This window comes from Mycobacterium venezuelense, assembly GCF_054919535.1.
This window is the reverse complement of record NZ_JBONDW010000002.1, coordinates 165,061-187,341: the sequence shown is the minus strand read 5'-3', so window position 1 is coordinate 187,341 and position 22,281 is coordinate 165,061. Positions and strand designations below refer to the sequence as shown.

Genomic DNA, 22,281 nt, shown 5'->3' with positions numbered 1-22,281 from the left:
AATCGAACGGCTACAGTGCGGGCCATGGGTGAACCGGACGAACAGCCGCTGGACGGGATCGACCGGATCCTGGTTCGCGAACTCGTGACCGACGGTCGCGCGACCCTTGCGCACCTCGCGTCGATCGCGGGCCTGTCGGTGTCGGCGGTGCAAGCACGGGTACGGCGGCTCGAGTCGCGTGGTGTGGTGATCGGGTATGCCGCGCGGCTCAACCCGGAAGCACTCGGCAGCATGCTGTCGGCGTTCGTGGCCATCACTCCTCTCGATCCTTCTCAACCCGATGATGCGCCCGCGCGGCTGGAGCACATCCCCGAAATCGAATCGTGCCACTCGGTGGCCGGCGAGGAGAGCTACATCCTGCAGGTCCGGGTCGCTTCCGCGCGGGCCTTGGAGGACCTGCTGCAACGGATCAGGACCGCCGCCAATGTCCGCACGCGAAGCACCGTCATCTTGCAGACATTTTACACAGGTAGGGACTACATTCCGTAATCGTTACGGTTGTCAACCATAGATGCCGTAAAAATTGCGATAAGGTGTCGGCATGACCGCAATGCTGACACCGTCGCGATCCCTCACGCCCGACCATGTGCGCGAGGTGCTGGCCCGCAGCATCCTGGCCGACGGATTCGATTTCGTCCTCGATCTGGACCGCTCGTCGGGCGCACATCTTGTCGACGCCAGGACCGGTGAGCGGTTCCTCGACATGTTCACGTTCTTCGCGTCGTCGGCGCTCGGCATGAACCACCCGGCGCTCGTCGACGACCGTGCCTTCCTTGCCGAGCTCGCGCAGGCCGCGGTGAACAAGCCGAGCAACTCCGACGTCTACAGCGTCCCGATGGCCCGGTTCGTCGACACATTCCGCCGGGTGCTCGGCGACCCGGCGCTGCCGCATCTCTTCTTCGTCGACGGAGGGGCACTCGCGGTGGAGAACGCACTCAAGGTGGCGTTCGACTGGAAGAGCCGGCTCAACGAGTCGCGCGGCGTGGATCCCACATTGGGCACCAAGGTCTTACATCTGCGTGGCGCCTTCCACGGCCGCAGCGGCTACACGCTGTCGCTGACCAACACCGACCCGGTCAAAGTGGCCCGCTTCCCGAAGTTCGACTGGCCGCGCATCGATGCGCCATACATTCGGCCAGGGGCGAACATGGCCGAGATAGAAGCCGAATCGCTGCGTCAGGCGAGAGCGGCGTTCGAGGCCGACCCGCATGACATCGCGTGTTTCATCGCCGAGCCGATCCAGGGCGAAGGCGGCGACCGGCACTTCCGGCCGGAGTTCTTCGCGGCGATGCGCGACCTGTGCGACGAGTTCGACGCATTGCTGATCTTCGACGAGGTGCAGACCGGTTGCGGGATAACCGGAACCGCTTGGGCTTACCAGCAATTGGGCGTCACCCCGGATGTCGTGTCGTTCGGCAAGAAGACGCAGGTGTGCGGCGTGATGGCCGGACGGCGCGTCGACGAGATCGCCGACAACGTGTTCAGCGTCAGCTCGCGCATCAACTCGACGTGGGGCGGCAACCTCGTCGACATGGTTCGGTCACGGCGCATCCTCGAGGTGATCGAGGCCGACGGGCTGCTGGAGAACGCCGCCACGATGGGCGGCTACCTGCTCGATCAACTGCACCGTCTGGCAACGGAATTCCCGCACCTTGTGCTCGATCCGCGGGGCCGCGGACTGATGTGTGCCTTCAGCATGCCCGTGGCCGCTGACCGCGACGAGCTCATCCGCAGGCTGTGGGATCGCCACGTCATCATGTTGCCCTGCGGATCACACGCGGTGCGGTTTCGGCCGGCGCTCACCGTGACACGTGACGAGATCGATGCGTGCGTGGGCATGGTCCGTGACGTGCTGACCGAATTGCACTAGCCGACAAATGGTCGGCCCCGCTTCCCGAATCGTCGGGAAGCGGGGCCGCCTTTCCCCCCACTGAGCGTGGCTACCGCGTCACCGCCGGTTGCCAGCCATTGGTTTTACTTGTCGCCGGAATCCGACTTCGAGCTCTTCGAAGCCGACGACTTCGAGTCAGAACCCTTGGAGTCCGAGCCCTTGGAGCCCTTGGAATCCGAAGCTCCGGTGGACGCCTTCGAATCAGACTTGGCGTCCGAACCGGTCGAGCTGTTGCCGGAATCCTTGGTGTCGCTGTCCGAAGACGGCTTCGACGGCTTGGCCGGCTTGGCCGACTCGCCCTTGTCGGCGTCGCGCTCCTTCGGCGAGAAGACGTTCTTGACGGCGTCGGCGACGCCGTCGATCGTCTTCTTGAGCTCTTCGGCCGGCTTCACGACGGGCTTGGCGGGCTTGGTTTCCGCTTCCGGCGCAGTCACGACCGTTTCCTCTGGGGCGACCTCGGTCTCCTCGGCGGCCTTGTCGGTCACCGACACCTTGACCAGTGATGCGGCCCCGTCCGGCAGCGACGCCGGACCGGAACCCGACTTGCCCGCCTTGGCCGCGGCGGCCAAAGTGGCTGCGGTCGAGTCGGTTTCGGTTTCTTCCTGCGGCGGCGCGACGATGTCGAGAATGGTGCCGCCGACGGTTTCGACGACCTGCTTGAAGACGTCGATGCTGGCGTTGACCAGGGTGACGGCGGTGGCCGCGGCCAGGGTCAGCCCGCTCTTGAAGGCGTCGAGGGTGCCACCGGTGGCCGTCCACACCGCGAGTGCGATCGACCGGAACGCCTGCTGGAGATCGGTGGTCGTGGGCAGCGACGCCGTCGTCGAGTCGGTCTCGGACGTGGTCTCCACCGCGGCCACCGGTGTGACGGTCCCGGTTTCGGTGCCGGTACCGGTCTCGTCCGGTTCCTGCTCGACCGGCGGCGCGACGATGTCGAGGATCGTCCCGCCCACGGTGTCGACGACCTGCTTGAAGACGTCGATCGTGGCGTTGACCAGGGTGACGGCGGTGGCCGCGGCGAGGGTCAGCCCGCTCTTGAAGGCGTCGAGCGTGCCGCCGGTGGCGGTCCACAGTGCCAGTGCGACGGCGCGGAACGCCTGTTGCGCACCGGAAATCAATCCGGTCGACGCAACGGAGGCGCCCTCGGGATCGGGCGCGGGCGGGGCGATGATGTCGAGGATGGTGCCGCCGACCAGGTCGACCGACTGCTTGAACACATCGATGCCGCCGTTGACCAGCGAAACCGCCGTCGCCGTCGCGAGGGTCAGCCCGCTCTTGAAGGCGTCGAGGGTGCCGCCGGTGGCGGTCCACAGTGCCAGTGCGACAGCCCGGAAGGCCTGCTGTGCCCCGGACACCACGCCGCCTGCCGTGGTCGCGGCCGGCGGAGCGATGATGTTGAGGATCGTCCCGCCGACCAGGTCGACGGCTTGCTTGAAGGTGTCGATCGTGCCGTTGACGAGCGTGAGCCCGGTGGCGGTCGCGAGGACGAGGCCGCTCTTGAACGCGTCGAGGCTGCCCGCGATCGCCGTCCACGTCGCCAGTGAGATCGCCCGGAACGCCTGCTGTGCGTCCGAGGGCGAGGGCAGCAGAGCCGTTGCGGCCGACGCCTCCTGCGGCGGGGCGATGATGTCGAGGATGGTGCCACCGACGAGGCTGAACGCCTGCTTGAAGGTGTCGATGCCCGCGTTGACCAGGGTGACCGCGGTGGTCGCCGCGAGGATCAGCCCGCTCTTGAAGGCGTCGAGGGTACCGCCGGTGGCGGTCCACAGTGCCAGCGCCAGGTCACGGAACGCCTGCTGGGCGCCGGTGAACAATCCGCTGCCTGCGACCTGTTCGGGCGCGATGACGTTGAGGATCGTCCCGCCGACCAGATCGAAGGCCTGCTTGAACGTGTCGATGCCGCCGTTGACCAGGGTCACGCCTGCGGCGGTGGACACCACCAGTCCGCTCTTGAAGGCGTCGAGGGTGCCGCCGGTGGCGGTCCACAGCGCCAGCGCGAGCTCACGGAAGGCTTGCTGGGCGTTGGTCGCGGCTGCCCCGGGCACGGCCGCGAGAGCGGCGGTCGGCGCGTTCTCCAACGTCGCCGCGAACAACTGATTGGTCGTCGGCGAACTGAACGCGGCCGGCGTCACGGCTGCGACCTTGATGTCGGGCGGCGGCGGCGCGATCGGGCTGGCGATGATCGCACCGGCAGCCAGCATCGCGATTCCCGCTGTGGCGTATGGGCGGACAGCTAAGTGCATTGCATTCCCCTCTAGACGAATTCAAGAACCCCCGAATGCGGCAAACAGTACCTGAGAAGAACCTTAGCGCCCAACTTATTAAGAAAAAATCTCGAAGAAGTTTTGTGTTAACCGATGTACCGCTTGTGATTACCCGTTTCGTCGCTTTGCCATTAATGCGGGTGTGCGTCGAACATATGAAATTGGCAAATGCCGCGCGAGATTGCTGAATCTTGCGGCGGACGGCGCTGGACATCTCCTCGACATGGTTAGTTAACTCATACAAATTTTGCTGAATCAATCGATTGACGGGCAAAACGCGCTTGTCAGGCGATGGTTTTTCGAATCGGGCTTTGCGAGTTTCGCGTAGCGCCACATATGCATCCAAAGGGTCGACAGGTGTGCGTGGATGCTGTCGGGAAGTCTGCAATCAATTTTGTGTCACTCGTGCGAGATGCGACCGTTCGCTGTTTGGGATTTTGCCCAGAAGCGTGTCTATAACGGTCCGACGCGTTCTCGGTGCGCCTGGTGCCGTCCCGCGACAACTGACGCTTATGTAGAAACCTGAGAAAGCCAGCTAACCCTCGCTCGCCGGCCAGGTGTCCGGGCGCGTATTTCGTGCCCGAATGTGTAAATCTAGCTAACAATGGCGCCGGGCTGACGTGGCATGCTGACCTCGGCATGGTGACCGATCATGGCGGTTTCGGCGACCTCGCGGCCCGGTGACCGCCGTTTCTTAGGTGGCAAAGCGCCGGTTGGCGCCTAGCAATCGATCTCGTCGACGTGTGCCGACGTCAAACCGTCTGGTCTTGCAACGGGTCGGAGATAACTCGGCGGATGATCGATCTCAGCAGCGGTAGCTGGGTCCCGCCGACCAGTTCGCAACCGTGCAGCTCCGCGAGTTTGTGGGCGGCAGGCGTGAACTCGTGGTTGGTCACCACCATCGTCTTGGCGCAGTCCTGCATCGGCGCGCCTGCCACCACCTCTTGGACAGCTCCGGCGCCGACCGGCCGGGACTGCCGCTTGCATTGGATCGCAATCCGATTGGGGCGACGGCCCACGATCAGGTCCACGCCCCAGTCGCCGGTCACCGGCGTCATGATCACCGGAAGCCCGCACGAACGGGCTATGCGCGCCACGTAATCCTCGAACTCGAGCCCGGACATGTCGGCGCCGGCCTGCTCCCGCGGGCTCGGGGTACGGGCGCCGTCCCACGCCCCGGCGAGGAAGCGCGGCGCGGCCGTGAGAACGAGTGGTACAGCAACCCCGATCGCGAGGCTCCACGGCACGTCGACGCCGACCGCGTAACCCGCGAATGCCGAGGACGCGCCCGCCGCGAGGTACAACTTGGTCCGGAGTCGGTTCACGGGCCGAATGCTAGATGGCCTGTGCGACAAACGATCACTCAATTCCCAGGTCGGCGCGATAATCTTCTGCCATGACGAACGAACCGGTCCAGCTCGGCGTGGAGTCCTCCGTCGAGCACGCCCTGGCCGGGGGAGAGCCCCAGCGGGTCGGGTCATTCCGGTTCTATTTCGCCGACGAGCGCTGGGAGTGGTCGCCCCAGGTCGAACGTATGCATGGCTACGATCCGGGCACCGCGCAACCCACCACCGAGTTGGTGCTGTCGCACAAGCATCCTGACGACTACGGGCAGGTGGCGGCAACGCTCGACGAGATCCGTCGTACGTCGGGGGCGTTCAGCACGCGCCACCGGATCGTCGACACCTACGGCGCCGTCCATGAGGTGGTCGTCGTCGGCGATCAACTGTTCGGCGACGACGGCAGCGTCATCGGCACCCACGGCTTCTACGTCGATGTCACGCCCTCGATGACCGAAGCGCGGCAACAGGTCGTCACCGAAGCGGTGGCCGAGATCGCCGAGGCCCGAAGCGGTATCGAACAGGCCAAGGGCATGCTCATGCTCATCTACCGGATCGACGCCGACGCGGCGTTCGAACTGCTGAGATGGCGCTCGCAGGAGACCAACACCAAGCTGCGCCTGCTCGCCGAGCAGATCGCGAAAGACTTCCTGGATCTCGACTACAACGAGATTCTTCCCAACCGCGTCGTGTTCGACCGTCTGCTGCTCACCGCCCATCTGCGCGTCGGCGGCGAGGTTTAACCGGTCCCCGTACCGGGAACGCTCGGGTCGCCTGAATCAAACGCGAACCGGGAGATGGAGCAATGGCGACGTGCGCCACGTGCGGCAACGACTACGACAAGGCGTTCACGGTGAGCTGGGGCGGTCACACCGAGACGTTCGACAGTGTTGAGTGCGCAGCGGTGCGGATCGCCCCCGAATGCGCGCACTGCGGATGCCGGATTCTCGGCCATGGTGTCGAGGCCGGCGACACGATGTACTGCTGTGCGCACTGCGCCCGTGAGTCCGGGCACTCCGAGCTCGTCGACCGCCAAGCGGTGGCCACGTAGGCCGCGCTGCGATGTACCACGAGGCACAAGAGGCGCAAAACTTACGTAACGACGACGTCGACGCCTGGCGGGCGGCGCGGTTCGGGTTGGTTGCCGCGGCGGCCGGCTTGGGCTTCCTCCTGATGGCTGTCATGTGGGTGAGCACCTGCGCGGGCGCCACGGTCGATACGGCGGCGTGCGGAGTGCCCCAGCGCACCGCGTTGGCGCTCGGGGCCCCAATGATCCTGTTCATCGCCGGGGTCCGCGCATTCGCCAAGACCTACCAGGCCTGGAAGAGGCGGGATGCTTGGTGGGCGTGGCACGGCGCCGGGTGGTTCCTGATGCTGTTGACGCTGTTGGTGCTCGTCATGTCGCTACCCGCCTTCGGCGGAACGGGGGTGACGCTATGACCGCGTCGCCGGCATTGAGCGCGCTGGCCCTGGTGTGCAGTCTGAAGCCGAACCCGGCGGAGTCCAGCAGTGAGCTGCTCGCCGAGCAGGTGCTCGACAAACTCGGGTCGCTCGGAGCCAGTACCGAGTGCCTACGGTGTGCCGATTTCAAGATCGATCCGGGCGTCGAGGCGGACATGGGCAGCGGCGACCAGTGGCCGGACATCAGGCACAAGATCCTCGATGCCGACATTCTCGTGCTGTCGACCCCGGTCTGGCTCGGGCACCCGTCGAGCATCGCGCAGCGGGTTCTGGAGCGGCTGGACGCCGAACTGTCGAACACCGATGACGCCGGCCGTCCGGTGGTGACAGGCAAGGTCGCGCTGGTGTCCGTCGTTGGCAACGAGGACGGCGCGCACAAGACCGTCGCCGATATCTTCCAGGGGCTCAACGACATTGGGTTCAGCATCCCCGCGCAGGGGTGCACCTACTGGAACGGCGAGGCCATGCAGGGCGTCGACTACAAGGATCTGGACAAGGTTCCCGACCCGGTCGCGAGCGCCACCGCGGCGGCGGCGCGCAACGCCGCGCATCTGGCCCGGCTGCTGAAGGCGGACCAATATCCGCGTTACCAATAGCCATGGCGGACAATGAAATACGTAAACAAGTGAAGGAGAAAGTGGTGACCGATTCGCGCGATCCAGTCGACCATGCCCGAACGACCCGGCCGCATGCCGGTGAGTCGATGAAGGACAATCTCGCGATGCCCGCACTCGTACTCATCGGCATCGGTCTGGTGTTGTTCGTCAGCTGCCTGGTGGCTTTCGCGACCGGCAATGCCGGAGTCGGTGTGGTGCTTGCGGCGCTGGCCGCCGCAGGCGTCGGTGCAGGCGCGGTCTGGTTGGGGGTCGAGCACCTGAGAGTGCGGCGCGTCGAAGATCGTTGGTATGAAGACCATCCCAGCGCGGTGCGCCAGGGACACAGCGGTTGACGGCGCCAAGTGCGCCAACACAAAGATGACCCAGCCGACATGGCTGGGTCATCTTCTTTGCGGCTTACGGACGCTGGCTGGCCTGCTGGCGCTGCTCGGCGGCTTTCGCACCGGCACGGGCCGATTCGGCTTCAGCTTCCTTCTTGGCGGCGTCCTGCTGGGCGTCTGCCTTGTCCTGCTGGGCCTTGCCCTCGCGGACCAGGTCGTCACGGCCGGTGACTGTACCGACAGCCTCCTTGGCCTTGCCCTTGACGTCCTCGACGACGCCCTTGATGCCTTCTTCAGGTCCTGAGTTCTTCTCGGTCATGGCTACCTTTCCGCTACATCGAGTGGAGTGGTTTTCCACACGCATCTTCGCGCGCACCCGTAGCTTTCCCGGCCGCGCCAAGGCCGAAACGTGACCTGACGAACAGCGAGTTTCAGTAAATCAGCCGAGCGGCCGGCACAACGAAGTGCGTTCGGCTGACCAGCTTTTCAGCAGGTGGTCGGCGAGCCGGTCTTCCAGCGCGGCAAATGCGCGGACACCGAACACCACGTCGGCTTCCAACGCGGGCTCGCGCGCCACGAGATCACCGATCACGTCGAATCGGACCACCTGCTCGCGCACCGCGTCGTGTTTCCCGTGCTCGCGATAGAAGCGTATGCAGGCCTCGGGCGCAGCCATCCGCTGCAGCGCCGTCACCATGTGCCGAGACCGCGGCGACGACGTGATTTCGGTCGCGGCGAAATGACCGGCCGCCGCGCCCCGCAGGCGGCGGTGTAATCCGAACAGCGACATCAGGTTCACGACGGCAAGCGATTCGGCCGTGACCGCGCCCAGATACCCGAGGTAGGTGCTGTCGAGCTCGGCTGCCTGCATGAGATCGACGAACAGCTGTTGGTGGCCATGGGTGCCGCGCCCGGCGCCGTACTCGTCGAATTCGACCGCGACCAACGACGCTTTGGCCTGCCCGGCCAGCCGGGGAATCAGCCACGCATGCGGGTCGCCTTCTTTGAGGTGGTAGAGCGAACGATGGACGAAGTACTCCCGCATCTGCTCCCAGGTCCCGCCGTCGCGCAGATGGTGGGAGGGGCCCGAACCGTCGATCGGTTCCGTTGAGAGCCGGTCCAACTCACGTGCCGCGGTGACGTCCGGCGGTATCGCCCCGACCTCTTTACGGACCGCGGCCAGAAAGACCCGCTCGAACTGCGAACGCAAATGCAAAAGCCCGGCGTTCCACTCCCAGCTGGGGTCGACGCCGGCGAACCCCCGATAGTGCAACTCGTAGCAGACGTAGAGCGCCAGCTGCACATCTATGCCGAACGGATCTGAGTCCCGCAACGGGACCCATACCGGCTCGAGGTGGTTGTGCGGTGGCCTGCCCTTGAGTTGTTCGATGACAGCCGCGGAGACTCGGCCCTGTGCGTCGGGGAGCTGCGGCTGTGCCATTGCCGGCGGAAGAGTCGTCATATCACGCGGTGAATTCCCTTCCAAGCAAACGGCAAACGTCTCGTGGCCGGTCGGCGGCCACGCGTGAACTCGGTCGCGGAGCGAAGCCCTAACGCACGCCCACGTCTGGGTCGTCATCGGCGGGCGGCTCAGGGTCGCGCCACTCCTCGACCCGGCTCGACCGGTTGCCCTGCAACGTCCCGCGCAGCTCGTCCTTCAGCTGATCGTCTTTACGCGGGCTGTGTTTGGCGCTTTCGCGTTCCATCGCCGGCCTCCTTCGAGTTCGTGTGGTCGGCGCCTGCCGATTGGTATGCCGCGGCGTGATCGCTGCCGGATTCGGATCGCAGCCAGTCCGACAGTTCGCGCGACGACAGGTCGGCGGCGCGGTGGAATCCGTCCCACAGCGCCGTGTCGAGGCCGCTTCCGGTGGTCATTCGATCGTCCCCGGCGCACCGGTGCCAAGGCCGCGCGCTGTCGAACTCGCGGTCTGGCGTCCCAAAGCGATTCCGAGCAGGAGCATGACGAGTGCCAGCACGAAGTGCAGCCAGTTGTCGGCGTTGTTGACGGGGACGAAATTCGCGGCGCTGTCCCGATCGATCACCAGACCGTACAGCCAGAGCACCGCGTAGATGACGCCGCCGCCGATGAGGAAGGCCCGCGCCGCGTTCGCCGTCCGTGCCATCAACAGGCCGGCAATGCCGAACAGCAGGTGGACGATGTTGTGAAGCACCGAAACGGCGAACACTCCGAGGAGCATCGCGTTGGAATGATGGCCGGCGAAGGTCATGTCGCCGTAGTCCGACGTGATCCCAGGGATGAAGCCGAGGATTCCGACGAGCAAGAACGTCGCACCGACGACAAGCGCGGCCACCTGCACGGGTGTCGACCTCGTCACTTTGCCGCGACTACGGGGATTCGGTGTAGTCATGATGCAACCCTCATTTCTCCTATGTCGGCCGCGGCAAATAGCCGCCGGGTGACCGAACGTATCTGCGGGTGCGCCGCGAGCGCTCCCGCTCGTGACGGGTTACCCTCTACGGCCCCACACCACACGCTCCGCCGGGCTCCGGAATTTGCCGTACGGATACTGGCCGCAGGTTTACCGGCCGCGGTCCCCGGAAATTTCCTCTGACACGCGCCATGCGGCGACGGCGGTGCTGCGGACGAAGGCTGCTGCCAGATGAAGACGACCTTGTATCACGAAGTCGAGCCCGAGACGCTTGACGACGTCGAGCGAAACGGTCTCAAACGCAACGATGACGGCGAGAAGAGCGATCCCGAGACGAAAACGGCTGACGCGTACCTGGACGCGCATCGACCGGCTGCCGCGGTCCGGGCTCAACTCAGCCGCCAGGGCGTGGTTTACGGATTCTTGGCGGCAGGCAACCGCATCGTCGACATCAGCACGGGTGCGGACGTCGACGTCGCGACCTTCGACCGGGACCGCCCCCAGATTCTGTTGCGGATCACGGTCGATCCGGCCCGGTGCTTCGTCTCGGATCTCGATCGATACGACCGCGTGCAGCGGGCGCTGGAATCGGGCGACGCCGATGACGAATGCCGACGTCTCGCATGCGATTACTGGCAACAGGTCGTTGCGCTGCTCGATTACGAGCCCGGCTCTATACGGCGGCCTGAGGCGATGGTGGTGTGCGACATCGAACCGGCCGATATCGAGGTGGTGTCGGCCGGCGGGTAGTCAGGTTTGGCGCGATCCGCGACGGGTAAATGCTTCGCATGCCTATCGATGGACCCCGGTTGCACGGGGCTGCCGCTCTCATGACGTTGAGCGATCTCGGCTTCGCCTCCATCTCGGCCGGGGCGATCGCCCGGCGTAGGCCGGTGGTTCGGCTGCTGGAACGCATGCAGGCCGACCGCCGCGCGGTGAAGCGGTTACAACGGTTGCGCCGCCAGTTCGGGCGAGGTCCGGTCGAACTCGTCATACCCGGTCGGCGCATTGTCGTGATACTCGATCCGGATGATGTCGCGGCGGTGCTCACCCGATCGCCCGAACCGTTCGACCCGGCCAATCGCGAGAAGCGCAAGGCCCTGCAGTGGTTTCAGCCACACGGTGTGCTGATCTCGCAGGGAGCCATCAGATCTCGACGGCGCGCCGTCAACGAGTCCGCTCTCGACTCCGGATCGGAACTACACCGGTTGGCCGATGCGTTCGCGGCGAAAATCGCCGACGAGGCAAGCGTTCTGGTCACCGAAGCCACATCGCTCGGGCATCTGAATTCGTCGACGTTCATGTCGGCGTGGTGGCGCCTGGTCCGTCGCCTGGCGCTGGGCGAACGGGGCCGCGACGACGAGGCGATCACCGACGATCTGCTGAGGCTGCGTAAGGCAGGCAATTGGTCGTTCCTGGCGCTTCCGCACTACCGGGCCAGGGCTCAATTCACGGAGCGCCTGTACGGCTATGCCGAGGACCCTGAACCCGGCACCTTGGTCAGTGCACTCGCCGATACGCCTGCCGGCGGCGCTGTGGACCCGGTCGGCCAGATGCCGCAGTGGTTGTTCGCCTTTGACGCGGCCGGCATGGCGATGTTCCGCGCGATCGCGGTGCTGGCAACCCACCCCGCCCATTTGGATCGCGCCGTCGACGACAGTGCCGATCCCGAGCGCCCCCTGCCGCGGCCCTACCTTCGAAGCTGTGTGCTGGAATCGGTACGGCTGTGGCCCACGACGCCCACGATCCTGCGCGACACCACCGAGGACACCCACTGGCGGGACGGCTCCGATCGATTCACGATCCAACAAGGTGCAGGCGTGATGATCGTGACGCCGGCCTTTCATCGCGACGAGTCGTTACTGCCGTTCGCACACGAGTTCACGCCCGACATCTGGCTCGACGGCCGAGCCGAGCGGTACCCACAGCTGGTGCCGTTCTCGGCAGGCCCCGCTGAGTGTCCAGGCCGCAACCTGGTGCTGTTCACCACCAGCATGCTTACGGCGAATATGTTGAGCCGGTTGCACTTCGAGCTTCGGTCCACGCCGCGCCCGGCGCCGGGCGCGCCGTTACCGATGACGCTCAACCAGCTGGATCTCGACTTTTCGGTCCGTGCGGCCGAACCGGCACTGGCGGGCGGGTCGGTGAGTTCAGGCTGACCGTCGCCTCGGGACCGCGATCCGCGCCAGGTCTTCGGCGACCACGAGGTCACCGTCGAAACCCTTTGCCGAGAACACCTCGGCAGCTTCGGCGCGGTGCCCGCTCGTGTCGGTGTATCGCTGTGAGAAATGAGTGAGTACGAGCCGGCGGACGTTGCACTCGACCGCGACCTGCGCGGCCTGACCCGCCGTCAGGTGCCCATAGCGGCTCGCGAGATCGGCGTCCTCGGCCAGGAACGTCGACTCGATCACCAGCAGGTCGACGCCGTCGGCGAGCGCGTACACGGCTTCACAAATTCTGGTGTCCATCACGAATGCGAACCGCTGACCACGTCGCGGCTCGCTGACGTCCGCGAGCCGCACGAGGTGTCCGTTCGCCCGTACCGACCCGGTCCGTTGTATTTCTCCGACCGCTGGACCGCTGACACCGAAGCGCGCCAACAATTCAGGAACCATACGATGACCGTCTGGTTCGACCAGCCGATAGCCGATGGACTCGACCGAGTGGTCGAGCCGCCGAGCGTCGAGGATGCCGAACGGCCCGGTGGCCACCGTGCCGTCAGCCGCTGTCGGATGCTCGTGAACCTCTGTGACGTCATGAAAGATGCTCGCGTTGCGCAGCCGGCTGAAGAACTCCTGACCGGACTCCGGAAAGTACGCGTGTAGCGGATGGCGCGTCTGATCCAACGACATGCGTTGCAGCACACCGGGTACACCGAGGCAGTGGTCACCGTGGAAATGGGTCAGGCACAACCGGGTGACCGTGCTTGCGGGCAGGCCGGCGAGCAAGAGCTGGCGTTGCGTCCCTTCGCCGGGGTCGAACAGAAATCCCTCGCCGTCCCACCGCAGCAGGTATCCGTTGTGGTTGCGATTACGGGTGGGCACCTGGCTGGAAGTACCGAGCACAACCAATTCGCGGACCGACACGTGATCAGCTCGCCGCCGCGGCTCGCGCATGCCGCTCCTGCTCACGTTTCCCGTACGTGGCATTGCGGACCGTGTAGTCGCTTTCGAAGCTGGATCCGAGGGCACCGGCGAATGTACCCAGCGAACTGGCGAGCCACGCCAGCTCCGCGTAGTCGCGCCACGTGACGTCGTGCTCCAACGTCGCGGCCAGATAGGCGGGCGGAACTATCGTCAGCGCTCCGAGCAACACCACACAGAACAACATGACATACATGGCCGCGATGCCCACCCCCAGGGTCAGCACGGTCGCGCTGTTGTACAGCACGGCGTTCTTGCGTTGATCGAGGTCTCGTGGCCGTTCCCACAGGCCGTTGTAGAGCATGAGCCACATCATCATGGCCAGGATCGCAACGATGCTGACCCCGGCAAGCCGCGTCGTACTCATCGAATCGGCCATGGTCCAGATGCTGGAGTAGAACACTCCGAAAGCCGCGGCAGCGACACCCGCCGCGATCGCGCTCGACAGGCTGGGCAGTAGCCGCCACGGCCGATTGACCCGCACCATCCCGAGCAGCAGGCGCAGCCTGCCGTGCACGCGGGTGAGCTCCAGGTACGCATTCTTCCCGCCGTCGGTGGTTTCCCGCTTGGTCGGCTCCAAGAGCGGGCCGACGGCGATGCGGTGACGGTTCGTCGTGTCCATCGTCAGCGCACCGACGACGTGCACGATCGCTCTGGCGACATGGCGGTGTAGCCGGACCGGCCCGAGCGCAGGCAGGGATATCAACGCCGTGCCCTCCGCGACGTTCACCTCGGAGACCACCAATGTCTCGTCGAGACGTCTGGTCAACTCCGTCACACACACTACGAAGTCCCATCCGTGACGGGACTTCAGCTCGTCGCTGTGCTTGCGTATCTCGATGTTCCCGTCGGCTTCGAGCGGCAGGGCGTAGCTGTGGACGGCGACCGTCCAGCACACCTCATCGCTCACGGTTCGGGCCAACAAGGCGGGCAGGGTCGCCGTCAATGATTCGACGACCGTTGTGGACAAACCCGGATCGGTCACCAGGCCGACTCTTGGCTGCGGCCTCGTTGAACCAGGCATGAGTTGCCACTACCCACGGCTCATCGGGCCGAAACTGACGCCCGAGCTGGATTGGGGGAGCGCTGAACGGGTAGCCGGGCTGGACGGTGCCAGAACGAGCGCAAAGGAGAACTGAGCATGGTGGCTCCGATTGCCCGAGACAGCCGCGAACCCCATCGTCGAGGAGCTCGGCGAGAACCGTGGCTCGTGACAAGTGCACCGCGCTAAGACATTTGGAGGGCACATGAATGCGAAACGCCCGGGCGAAGGCGATGACGCCGGTTACGATCCCGACGCCGACCCCGAAATGCTCCAAGCGAAGCGCACCCAACCCGATCAGGCCGAAGGCGCGGACGACCCGGAAGAGACTGGCGCGGGCGATGACCGCTAGCCGCCAAGATTGGCGATCGTAGACTCCAATTTGGCGGCTTCCTCGGCCATCTCGTGTTCGGAGAGCTGGGCGTCGCCAGTCCGGCTGAGCAGTTCGGCGCGCGACGCCACCTGCAACGCGCCGCGGTATCGGTCTGACTCCAGCTGGTCTTGAGGCACCACTTCCGTTCGGCCTTGCACGAGCACCAGCACTGCGTCGGATGCGTCTGAGGCCAGTAGTCGGCGGACGTCATCTGCCGAGATCGTCATGTCGGCTCCCGTCGTCGGTATCGGGTCGCTACACCTATGCCCGTTCCCCACCGGTCCTAAGCCGAGCCGCAGGCCGGGCGGTCGAGTTTCGCCCATCCCCGGCACGGGTACCTGTTATGCAACGCCTGCCCCGCAGTGGCGGCAGCAGCAGCGTGCCGAGAGGAGTAGCGATGGGCGACAACGCAAAGGACCCGGTGGACCATGCCAGGACCACGCGTCCGCACGCCGGCGAGACGATGAAGGACACCGCGAACTTTCCGGCTTTGATCATGCTGTATCTGGGCGGGGCGTCATTCGTCGCATGTCTGGCAGCCTTCGCTACGAGCCACCACAGTGTCGGCATTGTGCTGGCGTGCGTTGCCGCCGCGTTGTTCGTGGGTTCGGGTTTGTGGTTCGGCATCGAGCATTGGCGAGTGCGCCGCAAGGAACGCGCATGGAATGCCGCTCACCCGGAAGTGCATGAACAGCGGCCGTGACAGCCGCTAGCCGGCCCGGTCATCCGTCACCGTCACGGAGCAGGGGGGAGTGGCGGCGGTAGCCGGGCCGTAGCGTCACGTGGTCGGACGCCGCGCGCCCCACATCCTCCCAAGCCGCCAGGAATGTACCGCGGTGGCGCCAGCGCGCGATGGCCGCGATGAGCGCGGGGGCATCGAGACTGGTTCTCTCATAACCGAGATAGGACGATCGGGTGCGCGGGCTGATCACCAGCCCGATGACTTCCGGCGCGGGCGGATGATCGGCCCGGTCCCCGGCAAAGCCGAGCCGCACGTCGACCACGATGCCCACCGGGTGGTGCCCCGCGTCGATCACCTGCAGCCCCAGCAGTCTACTCAGCTGCATGGGTACCTCCCGGGACTCGGGACACGATGTGATCTCGTAGCCATCTCTCCATCCACTGCACGTCGAATTTCATGTCAGTGGGTGTCAGTTGCACCGTCACGCCAATGCAGGCGACGAGCTTCCAGGGGATTTCCTGCAATCGCGATCTCGGTGGGGTACCGCCGAAGATGCGAGTCGCCACGACCTGTCCGGACAGCAGTGCGGTGACGCGAGGTGCCGGGCTTCCCGGCTCGATCTCCTCGTCGACCTCCACACCGTCGAGCTCGAGATCGTCGACGATGCCGACCGGATCGCCATTGTGGTCGACCAACTGGCGGTCCAGCAGATGCAGGCGGGCGTCCAGTCTCGTCATTGCCCCGCTCCCGTCACGATCATCAGTGGAATGGCAGCCAGCGATGCCGCCAGGATGATCACCAGATAGATCGATCCCAACACGTTCGTCACCCTTCCGTTCGTCTTGTCGCCCATGTATTCCGGGTCGTTGGACACGATGAGAATCGGCAGATAGGTCAACGGAAGCGCGATGGCGGAGAACACCACCGAATACTCGGTAACCAGAATCGGGTCGACGCCGGTGAACAGGACGGCGGCACCGGCGACGATGCTCACGAACATCACCACATGGAATCGCGCGGCTTCGGCGGGCCGACGGAACTTGCCCCACGGCCAGCCGAGAAACTGCGCGAGCGTGTAACCGCTGGACAACGTCGTCTCCAAGGCCGCTCCGAAGGTCGCCGCCACGATGCCGACGATCGCGAAGGCCAGCGCGAGCTTTCCGCCCGCGACGACCGCGGGCATCACGACCTGGGACAGGGACGTCACCTCGATCCCGTTGGGCAGCAGTACCACCGCGGCGCATGCCGCGATCGCGATCGACAAGATGCCGCCCAATGGGAAACCGACCATCACGTTGAGCCGCGAGACGCCGAGATCCTTTGTCTTCCAGTGCTCCTCGACGGCTCCGGACGAGAAGAAGAAAACTTCGTAGGGAGTCATGGCCGCGCCGAACAGCGCGATGGCGTAATACCAGTAGGTTGCCGACGACTCGGACTGCGGGATGACCGGCTGTGTCGCCTGATGGGCGAGGTCGGACCAATTGGGTTGCAGCAGAAAGATACTCACCGCGAAAACGATCAGGCACAGCCCCATGATCCCGGCGACATTCTCCATGATGCTGAACTTCACCCGCCAGATCACGACCCACACCGCGAAGGCGGCCACCGGAATCCACATCATCGGGCCCACATCGGTCGCGAGCTCGAGCGCGATCGCGACGCCGCCGATCTCGGCGGTCAACGTCATCAGGTTGATGAGGAACGACGCGCTGAGATTGGCGGCCGCGGTCCGCGGGCCCAGCCGTTCGCGGATGATCTCGAAGGTGGCCCGGCCACTGACCGCGGCCACCCGGCCTGCCATCTGCGCGAACAGGCAGATCCCGACGACTCCGACGACCACCACCCAAGCCAGTGCGAGGCCGAACCGGGATCCGACGACGGCGTTGGTGACGAGGTCACCGATGTCGAGGAATCCGCCGATGGCGGTCAGGATGCCGAGGGCTACCGCAAACACTCTCTTCATCAGCGGTATCCGGTTTCCAGTTTATCGGCGGCCGCCACCAGGTCGGCGCGGAGTCTCCCGAGGTCGGGCGTCGCGGAGACTTCGCGCAGTGTCGCCGAAGCGGCGTTGAGCCGGCTGATGATCGTGGTCATCGACTCGGTGAGGAACTTCTGCCGCGCGACATCGGCAGGGTCATCGGCCTTCAGCTCGGCAATTCCCTGGTATGCCTTGACCACATCGCTACGCGCATCAGAGATCTGCACGCTGGCCAACTGCGGTGTGGACCGGTTCTGCTGCCGCAGGTCGAGTGCCATGGCTGCGCTTCGCGCCGCCGAAACCGTTTCCTCCATCGCCGACGCGAGCTGCCCGGGCATGCCGTCGCGATTGGCGGGGCAGCGGGTCAGCAACAGCCCGAGTGCGGCAATCAGCAGGGCGGTCAGGACAACCGCCCGGATTCGCCGGATTCTGTCGCCTTTCTGCGCCACGGCCCGCCCCCTCAGCCGGGGAGCGTCTCGCCGCCGATTGGTGCGAGAACCTCGCCGCTGTAGTACGACGACAGCTGCCCGGACGCGAAGAAGACATACGACGGCGCGATTTCGTCCGGCTGCGCCGCCCGCCCGAATGGTGCTTGCTCACCGAAGGATTCGACACGTTCGGCATCCATCGTCGCGGGGATCAACGGTGTCCACACCGGGCCGGGTGCCACACAGTTCACGCGAATCCCACGATCGGCCAGGGACTGCGCCAACGAGTAGGTGAGCGCGATCACCGCGCCCTTGGTGGCCGAGTAATCGATCAGTGTCTTGTTGCCCCGCAGCCCATTGATGGATGCGGTGTTGATGATGGCCCCGCCTTCCGGCATATGTGCGAGCGCAGCCTTCGTCACGTGAAAGAAGCTGTCGACGTTGACGGCGAACGTGTGCCGCCATTGCTCGTCGCTGATGTCGGTGAACTTCTCCGTAGGTGCCTGGTAGGCAACATTGTTCACCAGGATGTCGATGCCACCGAGCGCGCCTGCGGTCTTCGTGACGATCGCTCTGCACTGTTCCACTTCGCTGAGGTCGCCAGGCAACCGCAGGCACCGCCGGCCCGCGTCTTCCACGAGCGACGCGGTATGGGTGGCATCGTCGTGCTCCTCGAGATAGGCGATGGCGACGTCGGCGCCCTCTTTCGCGAACGCGACGGCCACCGCACGCCCGATTCCGGAGTCTCCGCCGGTGATCAGCGCTCGTTTGCCGTCGAGTAGGCCGCGGCCGGTGTACTCGCGCATCTCGTCACGCGGTTGCTGGGCCATATCGGACGTGTGTCCCGGATAGGGGATGACGGTGTCGTTGTCCGGGGTCTCGTTCTGTGAGTTTCCTGGGTCGCTCATGTCGCTTGCCCCCTATTCCTCGCGGCCGAACTCGTCGAGTTCCGGATCGAGATCGATGGCCTCGCGTTGCTCCTGCCAGTCCGGTTCCGTGGCCTCCAACGGCGGGGAGTCGGCCGACGGCGTGAAAGCCTCCTCGTCTTCGACCGGCCCCGTGGTTTCGCGTTGTTGCTCGACAGCGTCGGCGATAGGCACCTCATCAGGTAGATCGTCGCGGTCCATGAAGCGTCGGGTACCCGGAGCAGTCATGATCAAACTCTTCGCGTGTTTAAGAGGCACTTCGCCGGGTACTTCCGCCCCATGGATGAAGACTTCACGCGAACGCTGCTCGCGTGGCATGTGCATGGCTCATGGATGGAGTCGTTCACTGCCGGTCGACATCGCTACCTCGTTCCGCTGAACGCAGCGCGGGATGCGGACGGGCGCGGGTTGTGTGGGCGCGATTGGCCACGCGCACAAGAGATCTCGATTGACGAGCTGCGCGATCAGGAAGTCGACCTTGTCGTCCTGCAACGACCTGAAGAGCTCGAGCTGACCACGGCTTGGCTCGGGCGCAGGCCCGGGATCGACGTGCCTGCCGTTTACGTCGAGCACAATGCGCCACGGCCGTTTGCGGTGGACAGCACGCACCCGCTTGCCGAACGCCGCGACATCCCGGTCGTCCATGTCACCGACTTCAACCGGCTGATGTGGGACAACGGAGTTGCGCCGACGACGGTGATCACCCACGGCATCGCCGACCCAGGCAACTTCTACACCGGCGATGTCGCGGCAGCCGCCACGATGATCAACGAGCCCCTTCGGCGCTGGCGAACGGTCGGCGCCGACCTCCTGTCGGAGTTGAGCTCGCATGTGCCCATCGACGTCTGGGGCATCGACACTTTGGAGCTCAATCGCCCGGGCAGTCGGTCAGCGGTGCGGGGCAAAGGAGATGTCGCGCGGAACCGGTTGTGGCGTCAGATCGCCAGGCGCCGCGTCTATGTGCACACCGCCCGCTGGACTTCGCTGGGTCTGTCCCTCGTCGAGGCGATGTATCTGGGAATGCCCGTGGTGGCTGTCGCTTCGACGGAAGCTCCTCAGGTTGTGCCCGCCGAAGCGGGTGTGGTGAGCAGCGACGTGGCGACGTTGGCCTACGCCCTGCAGGGCTTCGTGACCGACACGGCCGCAGCGGCGGTGGCGGGCAAGGCCGCCCGCGAATTCGCCATGGCTCATTTCGCGCTTGACCGGTTCCTCGGTGAGTGGGACCGGGTCATCGACGAGTGCTGCCGATGAGACTCGAAGGAGGAGGCGAATGAAGATCGCGATGGTTTCCGAGCACGCGAGCCCGTTGGCGGCACTGGGAGGAGTGGACGCAGGCGGACAGAACGTCCACGTGGCGGCGTTGTCGGCAGCGCTCAGCAGACAAGGGCACCACGTGACGGTGTACACCCGGCGCGACGACCCTGACCTCCCCGACCGGATCGAAACGCCCGACGGATACCGCGTCGTCCACGTTCCGGCCGGGCCCGCGGAACCGATTTCCAAAGATGAACTGCTGCAGTACATGGGCCAGTTCGCGCAGTTCCTGGACAACGACTGGTCGGCGGACCGTCCCGATGTCGTGCACGCGCACTTCTGGATGTCCGGCGTGGCCAGTCAACTGGCCGCGCGCCACCTCAATCTTCCCGCCGTGCAGACATTCCATGCCCTCGGCGTGGTCAAACGCCGTCACCAGGGCGCGCAGGACACGAGCCCGCCCGAGCGGTTGAAACTTGAGGCGATGGTCGCCCGCTGCGCGACCTGGGTCGCTGCGACGTGCACCGATGAGGTGTTCGAACTCATGCGGCTCGGCCGCTCGCGGTCGCGCACCTCCGTCGTGCCGTGCGGCGTGGATTTGAAACTGTTCAAGCCCGACGGCCCGATGGCGCCGCGTGGCTCGCACTACCGCATCGTGAGTGTCGGACGGTTCGTTCCCCGCAAGGGCTTCGACCTCGCGGTTCGCGCGCTGCCAGGCATCCCGAACGCAGAGTTGGTCATCGTCGGCGGGCCGCCGCAGGCTGAGCTGGACAAAGATCCGGAAGCCACCCGGCTTCGGCAGCTGGCACGTGACCTTGGCGTCGCGGACCGCGTGAAACTGTGCGGATCGGTGGCGCGCGGCGACATGCCCGCGGTGCTTCGCTCGGCTGATGTCGTCGCGTGCACGCCCTGGTACGAGCCGTTCGGCATCGTGCCGCTGGAGGCCATGGCGTGCGGTATCCCGGTGGTGGCCTCGGCGGTCGGCGGGATGCTCGACACGGTCGTCCACGACGTGACCGGGCGCCTGGTTCCGCCGAAGCGCCCGGATCTTCTCGCCGACGCCGTTGCTGGTCTGCTGCGGGACGAATTTCTGCGCAAGAGCCTTGGTGCGGCCGGTCGGGATCGGGCCCGATCGCGCTACTCGTGGGACCGAATCGCCACCGACACGCTGCGGGTGTACGACCGCGTGGGTCCCAGTGGCTATCTGCGTCAGCCCACGACCAACGTTTCCTCAGGATGACAGGGTCAGCGGTGGCGCCCGTTTCCACGCTCGAGAACCGCGAGCGCGTCCTCGACGCCTGCGGGCAGAGTCCGCCGGTGTGCCAGCACCGCAGGCAACCGAACCATCGCCTCGGCCGCGGCGCGGGCATGCTCGCCGTCTCGTGTCGCGGCGCGCAGCAGCGAACCCGTCGCATCGACGCACTGCCGCATCGGTCGGCGCAGCCACGTGGTGAGCACGGCGTTTCGCAGGCTGCGAGCGTCCTGTGCCGCGGTCGGCGGCCGCTGGGAAGACGGCTGGTGGATGGCCTTCAGTTCGGGGCAGTAGCACAGGTGCCAACCCCGCGCCGCGAGATCGAGCGCGAGCAGTTGCTCCTCGCCGCGGAAGTGCAGGATGTCGCTGAACCCGCCAGCCGCCTCGAATGCGGATTTGCGGACCATCGCCGAACAGGCGAGGAATCCGAGAATCGACGGACCCGGCAGATCCGGGCGGTGGCCCAGCGCGCTGTTGGCCAACTCCTCGACCATCGGATCGTCCCGACGTTGCGGCCAGACCTCGGTGCGGGCCGCGAGCACCGCGGTGCTCGGGTACCGGTCGAAGATCGCCGCACCGAGTGCCGGTGCCTGCGGATCCCACCACGAGTCGTCATCACAGAACGCGACGTAAGGCGTACGGCAGGCCGCGACACCGATATTGCGGCCGACTGCACCGAGATTCGACCCCAAGCCGATGAGCACGACGCGGCCGCCCGAACGCGATGCGATGCGCCGGACGCTTTCCGCCGAGTCGTCATCGGAGCCGTTGTCGACCACCGTGATGGGGCACTCGGTCTCGTCGAGCAGACGGTTGATCACCGACGCCAGTTCGTCGGACCGATTGCGGCTGGCGATGACGAACGAGACCTTCTCGCGTACCGGGGCGCTTTCTTCGGTTCTTTGAACGGATTCCATAAC

30 protein-coding genes are annotated in these 22,281 nt (G+C 65.5%); 13 read left to right on the top strand and 17 right to left on the bottom strand.

What is annotated here, in order from left to right; all coding sequences use genetic code 11:
• Positions 1-24 precede the first annotated feature (24 nt).
• The gene (locus ACRCUN_RS03615) at positions 25-489 is read left to right on the top strand and encodes an Lrp/AsnC family transcriptional regulator (protein ID WP_462140293.1); all 465 of its coding nucleotides are present in this window, start codon (positions 25-27) and stop codon (positions 487-489) included.
• Positions 490-541: 52 nt separating this feature from the next.
• Positions 542-1,870 (top strand): L-lysine 6-transaminase, encoded by a 1,329-nt coding sequence (gene lat, locus ACRCUN_RS03610; RefSeq protein WP_462140292.1) that lies wholly within the window; start codon positions 542-544, stop codon positions 1,868-1,870.
• 104 nt (positions 1,871-1,974) lie between these two features.
• Here the strand turns inward: lat and ACRCUN_RS03605 are convergent, their stop codons facing one another.
• Together ACRCUN_RS03605 and ACRCUN_RS03600 are read right to left on the bottom strand one after the other, a co-directional pair.
• Positions 1,975-4,134, bottom strand: a complete 2,160-nt coding sequence (locus ACRCUN_RS03605; RefSeq protein ID WP_462140291.1) for a hypothetical protein — start codon at positions 4,132-4,134, stop codon at positions 1,975-1,977.
• Positions 4,135-4,907: 773 nt separating this feature from the next.
• The gene (locus ACRCUN_RS03600; protein WP_462140290.1) at positions 4,908-5,480 is read right to left on the bottom strand and encodes a restriction endonuclease; all 573 of its coding nucleotides are present in this window, start codon (positions 5,478-5,480) and stop codon (positions 4,908-4,910) included.
• 71 nt (positions 5,481-5,551) lie between these two features.
• On the opposite strand from ACRCUN_RS03600, the gene ACRCUN_RS03595 reads away from it, so the two are divergent.
• The 5 genes from ACRCUN_RS03595 (at position 5,552) to usfY (ACRCUN_RS03575) (ending at position 7,905) form a co-directional block, all read left to right on the top strand.
• Positions 5,552-6,238, top strand: a complete 687-nt coding sequence (locus ACRCUN_RS03595) for a PAS and ANTAR domain-containing protein (RefSeq protein WP_462140289.1) — start codon at positions 5,552-5,554, stop codon at positions 6,236-6,238.
• A gap of 62 nt (positions 6,239-6,300) precedes the next feature.
• Positions 6,301-6,546, top strand: a complete 246-nt coding sequence (locus ACRCUN_RS03590) for a metallothionein (protein ID WP_462140288.1) — start codon at positions 6,301-6,303, stop codon at positions 6,544-6,546.
• 11 nt (positions 6,547-6,557) lie between these two features.
• Complete coding sequence (locus tag ACRCUN_RS03585; protein WP_462140287.1) at positions 6,558-6,935, top strand: hypothetical protein; 378 nt, start codon at positions 6,558-6,560, stop codon at positions 6,933-6,935.
• A complete protein-coding gene (locus ACRCUN_RS03580) occupies positions 6,932-7,552 on the top strand; it encodes a flavodoxin family protein (RefSeq protein WP_462140286.1) in 621 nt (206 codons plus the stop codon). Before ACRCUN_RS03585 ends, ACRCUN_RS03580 begins: the two co-directional genes overlap by 4 nt.
• A gap of 44 nt (positions 7,553-7,596) precedes the next feature.
• The gene (gene usfY, locus ACRCUN_RS03575) at positions 7,597-7,905 is read left to right on the top strand and encodes a protein UsfY (protein ID WP_462140285.1); all 309 of its coding nucleotides are present in this window, start codon (positions 7,597-7,599) and stop codon (positions 7,903-7,905) included.
• 64 nt (positions 7,906-7,969) lie between these two features.
• On the opposite strand, the gene mbp1 is transcribed toward usfY (ACRCUN_RS03575), so the two are convergent.
• The 5 genes from mbp1 to ACRCUN_RS03550 all read right to left on the bottom strand — a co-directional run bounded on the left by mbp1 (position 7,970) and on the right by ACRCUN_RS03550 (position 10,262).
• Positions 7,970-8,212, bottom strand: coding sequence for a microaggregate-binding protein 1 (mbp1, locus tag ACRCUN_RS03570; RefSeq protein WP_065462571.1), 243 nt, complete (start codon positions 8,210-8,212; stop codon positions 7,970-7,972).
• Between the two features lie 120 nt (positions 8,213-8,332).
• Positions 8,333-9,334 (bottom strand): iron-containing redox enzyme family protein, encoded by a 1,002-nt coding sequence (locus ACRCUN_RS03565; protein ID WP_462140284.1) that lies wholly within the window; start codon positions 9,332-9,334, stop codon positions 8,333-8,335.
• 109 nt (positions 9,335-9,443) lie between these two features.
• Positions 9,444-9,599: a hypothetical protein gene (locus ACRCUN_RS03560; protein WP_462140283.1), complete on the bottom strand. Its 156-nt coding sequence runs from the start codon at positions 9,597-9,599 to the stop codon at positions 9,444-9,446.
• Complete coding sequence (locus ACRCUN_RS03555) at positions 9,565-9,768, bottom strand: hypothetical protein (protein WP_462140282.1); 204 nt, start codon at positions 9,766-9,768, stop codon at positions 9,565-9,567. Before ACRCUN_RS03555 ends, ACRCUN_RS03560 begins: the two co-directional genes overlap by 35 nt.
• Entirely contained in the window at positions 9,765-10,262 is a 498-nt protein-coding gene (locus ACRCUN_RS03550) for a DUF4383 domain-containing protein (protein WP_462140281.1), read from the bottom strand. The genes ACRCUN_RS03555 and ACRCUN_RS03550 overlap by 4 nt, the downstream gene beginning before the upstream one ends.
• 252 nt (positions 10,263-10,514) lie before the next feature.
• Between ACRCUN_RS03550 and ACRCUN_RS03545 the strand changes: the two genes are divergently transcribed.
• Together ACRCUN_RS03545 and ACRCUN_RS03540 are read left to right on the top strand one after the other, a co-directional pair.
• Positions 10,515-11,033 carry a hypothetical protein gene (locus ACRCUN_RS03545; RefSeq protein WP_462140280.1) on the top strand — a complete coding sequence of 173 codons (519 nt, stop codon included), beginning with the start codon at positions 10,515-10,517 and terminating at the stop codon, positions 11,031-11,033.
• A gap of 38 nt (positions 11,034-11,071) precedes the next feature.
• Entirely contained in the window at positions 11,072-12,442 is a 1,371-nt protein-coding gene (locus ACRCUN_RS03540; RefSeq protein ID WP_462140279.1) for a cytochrome P450, read from the top strand.
• Here ACRCUN_RS03540 and ACRCUN_RS03535 read toward each other — a convergent pair.
• Complete coding sequence (locus ACRCUN_RS03535) at positions 12,434-13,369, bottom strand: ribonuclease Z (RefSeq protein ID WP_462140575.1); 936 nt, start codon at positions 13,367-13,369, stop codon at positions 12,434-12,436. The two genes, ACRCUN_RS03540 and ACRCUN_RS03535, sit on opposite strands and share 9 nt — an antisense overlap.
• A gap of 4 nt (positions 13,370-13,373) precedes the next feature.
• Entirely contained in the window at positions 13,374-14,411 is a 1,038-nt protein-coding gene (locus ACRCUN_RS03530) for a hypothetical protein (RefSeq protein ID WP_462140278.1), read from the bottom strand.
• Between the two features lie 262 nt (positions 14,412-14,673).
• On the opposite strand from ACRCUN_RS03530, the gene ACRCUN_RS03525 reads away from it, so the two are divergent.
• Complete coding sequence (locus tag ACRCUN_RS03525) at positions 14,674-14,820, top strand: hypothetical protein (protein WP_462140277.1); 147 nt, start codon at positions 14,674-14,676, stop codon at positions 14,818-14,820.
• Here ACRCUN_RS03525 and ACRCUN_RS03520 read toward each other — a convergent pair.
• Positions 14,817-15,068 (bottom strand): hypothetical protein, encoded by a 252-nt coding sequence (locus ACRCUN_RS03520; protein ID WP_462140276.1) that lies wholly within the window; start codon positions 15,066-15,068, stop codon positions 14,817-14,819. The two genes, ACRCUN_RS03525 and ACRCUN_RS03520, sit on opposite strands and share 4 nt — an antisense overlap.
• Before the next feature lie 170 nt (positions 15,069-15,238).
• Between ACRCUN_RS03520 and usfY (ACRCUN_RS03515) the strand changes: the two genes are divergently transcribed.
• Positions 15,239-15,544 carry a protein UsfY gene (gene usfY / locus ACRCUN_RS03515; RefSeq protein WP_462140275.1) on the top strand — a complete coding sequence of 102 codons (306 nt, stop codon included), beginning with the start codon at positions 15,239-15,241 and terminating at the stop codon, positions 15,542-15,544.
• Positions 15,545-15,563: 19 nt separating this feature from the next.
• On the opposite strand, the gene ACRCUN_RS03510 is transcribed toward usfY (ACRCUN_RS03515), so the two are convergent.
• From ACRCUN_RS03510 to ACRCUN_RS03485, 6 genes are read right to left on the bottom strand one after another with little or no spacing between them, the layout of a single operon-like run.
• Complete coding sequence (locus ACRCUN_RS03510) at positions 15,564-15,908, bottom strand: hypothetical protein (protein ID WP_462140274.1); 345 nt, start codon at positions 15,906-15,908, stop codon at positions 15,564-15,566.
• Positions 15,895-16,260, bottom strand: coding sequence for a type 2 periplasmic-binding domain-containing protein (locus tag ACRCUN_RS03505; RefSeq protein WP_462140273.1), 366 nt, complete (start codon positions 16,258-16,260; stop codon positions 15,895-15,897). Before ACRCUN_RS03505 ends, ACRCUN_RS03510 begins: the two co-directional genes overlap by 14 nt.
• Positions 16,257-17,486, bottom strand: coding sequence for an NRAMP family divalent metal transporter (locus ACRCUN_RS03500; protein ID WP_462140272.1), 1,230 nt, complete (start codon positions 17,484-17,486; stop codon positions 16,257-16,259). The genes ACRCUN_RS03505 and ACRCUN_RS03500 overlap by 4 nt, the downstream gene beginning before the upstream one ends.
• The gene (locus tag ACRCUN_RS03495) at positions 17,486-17,950 is read right to left on the bottom strand and encodes a hypothetical protein (RefSeq protein ID WP_462140271.1); all 465 of its coding nucleotides are present in this window, start codon (positions 17,948-17,950) and stop codon (positions 17,486-17,488) included. Before ACRCUN_RS03495 ends, ACRCUN_RS03500 begins: the two co-directional genes overlap by 1 nt.
• Before the next feature lie 11 nt (positions 17,951-17,961).
• Positions 17,962-18,837: an SDR family oxidoreductase gene (locus tag ACRCUN_RS03490; protein ID WP_462140270.1), complete on the bottom strand. Its 876-nt coding sequence runs from the start codon at positions 18,835-18,837 to the stop codon at positions 17,962-17,964.
• Positions 18,838-18,849: 12 nt separating this feature from the next.
• Positions 18,850-19,083, bottom strand: a complete 234-nt coding sequence (locus ACRCUN_RS03485; protein WP_462140269.1) for a hypothetical protein — start codon at positions 19,081-19,083, stop codon at positions 18,850-18,852.
• 51 nt (positions 19,084-19,134) lie between these two features.
• Here ACRCUN_RS03485 and ACRCUN_RS03480 point away from each other — a divergent pair, with 51 nt between their 5' ends.
• Both ACRCUN_RS03480 and ACRCUN_RS03475 read left to right on the top strand, forming a co-directional pair.
• On the top strand, positions 19,135-20,106 hold the full coding sequence (locus ACRCUN_RS03480) for a glycosyltransferase (protein WP_462140574.1): 972 nt from the start codon (positions 19,135-19,137) through the stop codon (positions 20,104-20,106).
• Positions 20,107-20,125: 19 nt separating this feature from the next.
• The gene (locus ACRCUN_RS03475; RefSeq protein WP_462140268.1) at positions 20,126-21,349 is read left to right on the top strand and encodes a glycosyltransferase; all 1,224 of its coding nucleotides are present in this window, start codon (positions 20,126-20,128) and stop codon (positions 21,347-21,349) included.
• A gap of 5 nt (positions 21,350-21,354) precedes the next feature.
• Here ACRCUN_RS03475 and ACRCUN_RS03470 read toward each other — a convergent pair whose 3' ends face one another.
• Positions 21,355-22,278, bottom strand: coding sequence for a glycosyltransferase family 2 protein (locus ACRCUN_RS03470; protein WP_462140267.1), 924 nt, complete (start codon positions 22,276-22,278; stop codon positions 21,355-21,357).
• Positions 22,279-22,281 lie beyond the last annotated feature (3 nt).